Origin of the sequence: Rhodococcus sp. CX (assembly GCF_015865005.1) — a bacterium.
Classification (GTDB): domain Bacteria; phylum Actinomycetota; class Actinomycetes; order Mycobacteriales; family Mycobacteriaceae; genus Rhodococcus.
Window position 1 is genome coordinate 14,055 of the sequence record NZ_JADZGH010000198.1, and the last position, 6,797, is coordinate 20,851.

The window sequence follows — 6,797 nt, forward strand, 5'->3', positions numbered from 1 at the left end:
GGTGTCCCCGGAGGACGCGCAGGCTGCCGCGGCTCTCGCCGTCCGCAACGCGCTCGCCGCCGTGCGCTCGGCGCTGCCTACCGGCACACGCTTTCGTCCCGTCGAGATGGTGGTGTATGTCGCGGCAGCGCCGGGCTTCACCGCGCTGTCCACGGTCGCGGACGGCGCGTCGGAGGTCGTCGAGCAGGAACTCGGAGCCGAGAACCTGCCCGCCCGCAGCGCCATCGGGGTGTACTCGCTGCCCGGAGGTGCACCCGTCGAGATCGCGCTCACCGCCGTGATCGTGCCCTGAGCGGGTCGCTACTTCTCCTCGATCCGCTTGGCGCCGAGGATGTCCTTCAGCAGTTCGAGGGCAACGTCCTCGGGGTCGCGACGAGTCGACGGATCGCCCGGGGTCGCGGCCTCGGCGAACATCTCCTCGACGTCGGCCTCCGTCACCGCCGACGGGTCCGGAGGCGGAGCGTCGTACGCCCCTTCCGGCCCGGGATCGTCCGGAAGATCCGGTGCTTCCGGAGGCGGAATGTCGTCGTAGTTCGGCCCCGGCTGCTCAGGGCGGGCCGGACCCGGACCCTTCTGCTCGTCGGGACGCGGCTGGGCCGCGGCACGATTGGCCTGGCTCGGCCTCGAGAACCTCGGCTGCCCGTTCGGCCGCGACTGTTGCTGCACGGGAGCGGCTTTCACGGGCGCCGGAGCGGCCGACCCGTGCACACACGTGACCTCGAAATCGACGCCGAACACCTCACGCAACGCATCGGCGACGACACCGGCATTGCGCGGTTCCGCGAGACGCTTCACGAGCGGCATCGAATCGTGGACGAGGACCACGCGCGTGCCCTCCACGTCGCGCACCGACGCGCCGGACAGCATGACCTCGACCGTGCGGCTGCGGGCACGCACCTTCGCGCGCACCTCCGACCACACCGCGCGCAGGCCCGCGGCGTCGGGACCCGACGCCGGCTGCGGCGGCGCGGCGGGCTGGGGTTTCGGCGTGGGTTCCGGCTCCGGTTCGCCGCGGTCGGCGACGGCGCGGGCCGGCTGTGGCGGCGAAACCGGCGCGGGCTCGGGAGTTTTCGATTCGATCGGACGCGCAGCCGGTTCGGGGACCGGCGCCGGTTCGGGTGTCACCGGTTCCGGAGGTGTCACCGCGGCAGACTCTGCCTGCGGTGCCGGATTGGCAGGCTCCGCCTGCGGCGCCGGATTGGCAGGCTCCGCCTGCGGTGCCGGACGTGCAGGCTCCGCCTGCGGTGCGGGCGCTGCCTGTTCCATCGCACGCCGCTGCGACGGCCGCTGGAACCGGGCGGCGGGTTCGTCGGGTGCGATCGGCGCGACCGCCGGTTCCGGCACCGGGCGCGGCGCGGCCGCCGGGGCCGCAGCACCGGCCGGGGCCGCAGCACCCGCCGCCGGGACGAATCCCTGCTCGAGTCGTTCGAGCCGTTGCAGCACAGCGGTTTCCGCGTCGGACACGGCCGGCAGCAGCATCCGCGCGCACATCACCTCGAGCAGCAGGCGCGGCGCGGTCGCGCCGCGCATCTCCCCGAGACCCGCGTGCACGATCTCGGCGTATCGCGTGAGGGTGGCCGGGCCGATCCGGTCGGCCTCGTCGCGCATCCGGTCCAGGATGTCGCCCGGCGCGTCGACGAGACCGCGGTCGGCGGCGTCGGGCACCGAGCGGAGCAGGATCAGGTCCCGCAGGCGCTCGAGCAGGTCCACCGCGAAGCGCCGCGGATCGTGCCCCGCGTCCATCACCTTCTCGACGGTGCCGAACAGTGCCGCCCCGTCCCCGACCGCGAGCGCGTCGACGGCCTCGTCGATGAGCGCGACGTCGGTGACACCGAGCAGCGCGAGCGCGCGCGAGTAGGTCACGCCTTCGGGCCCGGATCCGGCGAGCAACTGGTCCATCACCGACAGCGAGTCGCGCGGCGACCCCCCGCCGGCCCGGATGACCAGCGGGTACACGGCGTCCTCGACGGGCACGTTCTCCTGCGTGCAGATCCGCTCGAGCAACCCGCGCATCGCGGTCGGCGCGAGCAGCCGGAACGGGTAGTGATGGGTGCGCGACCGGATGGTCGGCAACACCTTCTCCGGTTCGGTCGTCGCGAACACGAAGATCAGGTGCTCCGGCGGTTCCTCCACGATCTTGAGCAGGGCGTTGAAGCCCTGCGTGGTGACCATGTGCGCCTCGTCGACGATGAAGATGCGATACCGGGACTCGGCCGGGGCGTAGAACGCGCGGTCGCGCAGTTCGCGGGTGTCGTCGACACCGCCGTGGCTGGCCGCGTCGAGTTCGATGACGTCGAGGTTGCCGCCTCCGCCGGGGCCGAGCGCGACACACGAGGCGCAGACCCCGCACGGCGTCGACGTCGGACCTTCCACGCAGTTCAGGGACCGCGCGAGGATGCGCGCCGACGAGGTCTTGCCGCAACCGCGCGGCCCGGAGAACAGGTACGCGTGATTGATACGTCCCGTGTCGAGGGCGGTGCTGAGGGGCTCGGTGACGTGCTCCTGCCCCACCACCTCGGCGAAGGTCGCCGGTCGATACTTCCGGTACAGGGCCACGCGCCGAGACTACCGGCGCACTCCGACACGAGGGCCGAGTGGTCGCCACCGGGCGGTCCGGGCAGGTGGAGACGGTCCGTGATCGAGACCACACACTCTCGACGCTTGCTTTAACGATATATCGCGTTCTATCTTGATGGTGTCGAACAAACAGAAAGGGCGTACACAATGCGCAACGAACCACACTTCGGCGGACAGCGCCGACACAGCACCCCGGATGGCGAATTCCACCGCGGCCGGCGCCGCGGCGACGGACCCCGGCGCGGCGAGCATCCCTTCGGCGGACCCCGCCCGCATCGCGGCGGCGGAGAGGCCCGGGGCGGCCGACGCCATCGCGGGCGCGCCCAGCGCGGCGACGTCCGCGCCGCCACCCTGATCCTGCTGGCCGAGCAGCCCATGCACGGCTACCAGCTGATGCAGGCCATCACCGAGCGCACGGGCGGAACCTGGCGTCCCAGCCCGGGTGCGATCTACCCGACCATCTCCCAGCTCGAGGACGAAGGCCTCGTCCACGTCGAGGTCGACGGCGGACGCAAGCTCGCCTCGCTCACCGACGCCGGACGCCGCTACCTCGAAGACCCGGCCTCCGCGGTCACCGACCCGTTCGCGGGATTCGCGACCTCGGCGGACACGCCCGATCTGCGGAGCGCGCTGGCCGAGGTCCATCACGCCGCACGCTCGGTCGCCGTCAGCGGCACCGACGAACAGATCGCCGCGGCCCGCGACATCCTGGCCGACGCGCGACGCGCGCTCTACCTGCTCCTCGCCGAAGGCCCCGCTCCGAAAGCGTCGGACGACGCATAACGGACATAAATACGGCGGGTGAGATTTCCGTAACGCGTTCGCAACACCACTGCCCCTCGGAGGAAACGCCACGGTCGGATCGTCGAATCCCGGTGCATTGAGATTCAGTGCCCGTGAGGAGATTCGCTCGTGCCCTCGACAATCGATGCCGGTGCCACCGCGTGGTTGCTGGCAAGCACCGCCCTCGTCCTGCTGATGACCCCGGGTCTCGCGCTGTTCTACGGCGGCATGGTGCGGTCCACCGGCGTGCTCAACATGATCATGATGAGTTTCGTCTCGATCCCGCTGGTGACGGTGACCTGGCTGATCGCCGGCTACAGCCTCACCTTCGACGACGACCTCGGCGGCGGCCTGCTCGGCGGGCTCTCCCATCTCGGCATGAGCGGCATCTCCCCGACCACCGTCCACGGTCAGATCCCGGAGATCCTGTTCGCCACGTTCCAGCTCACCTTCGCGATCCTCACCGCGGCACTCGTCAGCGGCGCGATCGCCGACCGCGCCAAGTTCTCCGCGTGGATGCTGTTCGTGCCGGTCTGGTCCCTGCTCGTATATGTGCCGGTGGCGCACTGGGTCTGGGGACCGGACGGCTGGATCGCGCGGCTCGGCGCACTGGACTACGCGGGCGGGCTCGTCGTCGAAATCGTCTCCGGCGCATCCGGCCTGGCACTGGCCATGGTTCTCGGCCCGCGTCTCGGTTTCAAACTCGATTCGATGCGACCACACAATCTTCCGCTGGTGCTGCTCGGCGTCGGCCTGCTGTGGTTCGGCTGGTTCGGATTCAATGCGGGCTCGGCGCTGGCAGCAGACGGCAAGGCCGCCGCGATCTTCCTCAACACGCTCGTCGCGGGCTGCACCGGCATGCTCGGCTGGCTGTTCGTCGAACAGCGCCGCGACGGACACCCCACCACGTTCGGTGCGGCCTCCGGCGTCGTCGCCGGTCTGGTCGCGATCACCCCGGCGTGCGGCACCGTCGGGGTGATGGGCGCGGTCGTCGTCGGCGCGGTTGCGGGCGTGGTCTGCTCGTTCGCGGTGGGCTGGAAGTTCAGGCTCGGCTACGACGACTCGCTCGACGTCGTCGGCGTGCACCTCATGGGTGGCATCGTGGGCACCATCCTCATCGGACTGCTCGCGACCGCGGTGATGACCGACGGCCCGACCGGCCTGTTCTACGGCGGCGGCCTCGCCCAGCTCGGCAAGCAGATCCTCGCGGTCGCGGTGGTCGGCCTCTATGCGTTCGGGGTCACCTACATCCTGGGCAAGACGATCGACCGGTTCTTCGGGTTCCGGGTGGACAAGGAGGCCGAGTCGACGGGTATCGACCTCGCCCTGCACGCCGAATCCGCGTACGAGCACGGCGTCGTCGGACACGGACCGATCGGTGGGGGCGCCGCGGCACACTCCCCGTTCTCGATCCCGCCCCGCGACCTTCGCCGGGAAAAACAGGACGAACAGCCCCAGCAGTGACCGGCTTCCGGCCGGACCCGGAACGACGATCGCCCCACCGCTGTGTGCGGTGGGGCGATCGTCGTCGCGCGCGGTGAGCGCGGTCGTCGGATCAGAGTGCGTCCTTGTCGACCGGCATGTGACGGATGGACGGTCCACCCTTGTGGTTGCCGGAACGACCGAGCCGGGAGTCGAGCTGCTTCTGCAGGCGGCCGACGGCACCGTCGAAGGCTTCCTTCACCGAACCGGCGTGGTGGGTGACCGCGATCGGCTGCTGACCTGCGACGCGGGCCTCGAGCACGCAGCGCTTGTCGTCGACGCCGGTCTTCGCGGCGTTCTCGTCGCCGAGATGGACCTCGACGCGGGTGATCCGATCGCCGAAGCGCTCGAGAGCGGACTCCACTTCACCTTCCAGCCTGCGGACGATGTCCTCGTCGACCTGGATATTGCCGTCCTTGTTGAGCTGGACCTGCATGGTTATCCCTCCTTTTCGGGCGCGCCGCGACGGTGACCCGCCTCGGCGTAGTACCCACTTCGATCACACCCGATACGAGGGGGTTCGGCAAATCTCCGGCCGGGCGTGTCCGGTCCACCGGCGCCGGACGTCCCGAACCGGACAGCGTCACGCCCGGGAACCCAGCTCGATCGCCAGGGTGCGCACGGATTCCTCTGCGGCGGAGCGGCTTTCCTTCGCCTGCCCGGCAAGCGGAGCGAGCGGTGCCAGCCGGTCGGCGAGAGTGAGTTCGGCGGTGACCACCTCGACGGCCATTCCCAGCGACACACCGAGAACCTGCTGCAGCGGCGGAACCGTGTGGTCGGTGCCCTCCCCGGCGTGCCGGGCGCGTACGTGTTGCCCCGGCTCGACACGATCACGACGGGCTTGCCTGCGAACGGGCGGTCCGGGTTGTCGAACGGAACCGTGGTTCCGAGAACGTGGATGTAGTCGATCCACGCCTTCAGCGTCGACGGCAGCGACCAGTTGTACATCGGTGCACCGATCACGACGACGTCCGCGGCCGCGACCTCCGCGATCAGCTCGGCCTGCAGTTTCTCCGCCGCGGCGTCGGGGGCTTCGCCGTCCACGCGCAGACGCGCCGCGTAGTGCAGGCCCGCGTCGGTCAGATGCGGCAGCGGCTCGCGGTGCAGATCTCGGCGGACGACGGTGTGGTCGTCGCCGAGACCCCGCCACGTCTCGGCGAACAGCCCGGTGAGCGCGCGCGAGACCGACGTGTTCACATCGGCCGAGGAATCGATGTGCAGCAGTTGAGGCACCGGATCTCCCTTTCGAATGGTCCTGTACCCGGCACGCTACCGACCGCAGAGCGAAACTCTCGCGTATCCGCTCGGCCCCCAGTCGAACTTCCCTGCGATCGTCTCAGCGGATGACTGGGCTCGACGCGGATACGCAGAGCTCGTTCAAGGTGGCCCGCAACGGTTCCGGTACGGGCGACGGGCGGCCCTCCTCGTCGAGGTGAACCACGGTGTGGGAGCCGGTGACCGCGACAGCGTCACCGCTGAGGATGCGCCACGCGAAGACGATCGAGCTGTTCCCCAGCTTCTCCACCTCGAGTTCGACGACGTACTCGTCGCCGTCGACGAAGGGCCGCTCGAATGTCGCGCTCACCGCGCGCTCGACGAGTTCGAGGTTCGTCGCCAGGCGACCGTGCGAGTAGTAGAGGTTGTCCTCGAGACCGACCCGCATGTGCCCGCCGAGCAGCAGACCGTGCGTGGTCGCCGGCAACTGGGTCGGTCCGATCCCGGACACACCCCACACCGTGCCCTCGGGCAGATGCTCGACGAGCATCTGCAGGATCTTCGGGGTGTACGGCAGGCCGCCCTGGAAGGCGCGGTGTCCACCCAGCACGATGTTGCAGTAGTACGGCGCGGTGTCCAGACCCTCGGCGGTCAAGGTCGTGAAGTCCGACAGGATGTGCCCGAGGTTGAACACCTCCCACTCGGGTTTGATGCCGCGCGCGGCCATCTGCTCGGCCAGC

6 protein-coding genes and 1 pseudogene are annotated in these 6,797 nt (G+C 70.0%); 3 read left to right on the forward strand and 4 right to left on the reverse strand.

All coding sequences use genetic code 11. The features are described 5' to 3' along the window. A partial coding sequence (locus tag I0Q12_RS21355) for a Rid family hydrolase (RefSeq protein ID WP_197254453.1) occupies positions 1-292 on the forward strand: 292 nt, incomplete at its 5' end. An 8-nt stretch (positions 293-300) separates the two neighbouring features. Here the strand turns inward: I0Q12_RS21355 and I0Q12_RS21360 are convergent. Further along, a complete protein-coding gene (locus I0Q12_RS21360) occupies positions 301-2,556 on the reverse strand; it encodes a DNA polymerase III subunit gamma and tau (RefSeq protein WP_197254455.1) in 2,256 nt (751 codons plus the stop codon). A gap of 168 nt (positions 2,557-2,724) precedes the next feature. Between I0Q12_RS21360 and I0Q12_RS21365 the strand changes: the two genes are divergently transcribed. Beyond that, entirely contained in the window at positions 2,725-3,360 is a 636-nt protein-coding gene (locus I0Q12_RS21365) for a PadR family transcriptional regulator (protein ID WP_197254457.1), read from the forward strand. Positions 3,361-3,489: 129 nt separating this feature from the next. Next, on the forward strand, positions 3,490-4,824 hold the full coding sequence (locus I0Q12_RS21370; RefSeq protein WP_197254459.1) for an ammonium transporter: 1,335 nt from the start codon (positions 3,490-3,492) through the stop codon (positions 4,822-4,824). A gap of 91 nt (positions 4,825-4,915) precedes the next feature. On the opposite strand, the gene I0Q12_RS21375 is transcribed toward I0Q12_RS21370, so the two are convergent. The 3 genes and pseudogenes from I0Q12_RS21375 to I0Q12_RS21385 form a co-directional block, all read right to left on the reverse strand. Continuing rightward, on the reverse strand, positions 4,916-5,278 hold the full coding sequence (locus tag I0Q12_RS21375) for an HPF/RaiA family ribosome-associated protein (protein ID WP_197254479.1): 363 nt from the start codon (positions 5,276-5,278) through the stop codon (positions 4,916-4,918). A 147-nt stretch (positions 5,279-5,425) separates the two neighbouring features. Next, positions 5,426-6,075: pseudogene (locus I0Q12_RS21380) on the reverse strand (FMN-dependent NADH-azoreductase). 103 nt (positions 6,076-6,178) lie between these two features. Next, positions 6,179-6,797, reverse strand: a 619-nt coding sequence (locus tag I0Q12_RS21385) for a 3-keto-5-aminohexanoate cleavage protein (RefSeq protein WP_197254487.1), incomplete at its 5' end; no start/stop codon positions are given.

Excerpts from the sequence above, each read along its gene's own strand:
- I0Q12_RS21365 (WP_197254457.1), top strand. The coding sequence starts at position 2,725 with ATGCGCAACGAACCACACTTCGGCGGACAGCGCCGACACAGCACCCCG.
- I0Q12_RS21375 (WP_197254479.1), bottom strand. The coding sequence starts at position 5,278 with ATGCAGGTCCAGCTCAACAAGGACGGCAATATCCAGGTCGACGAGGAC.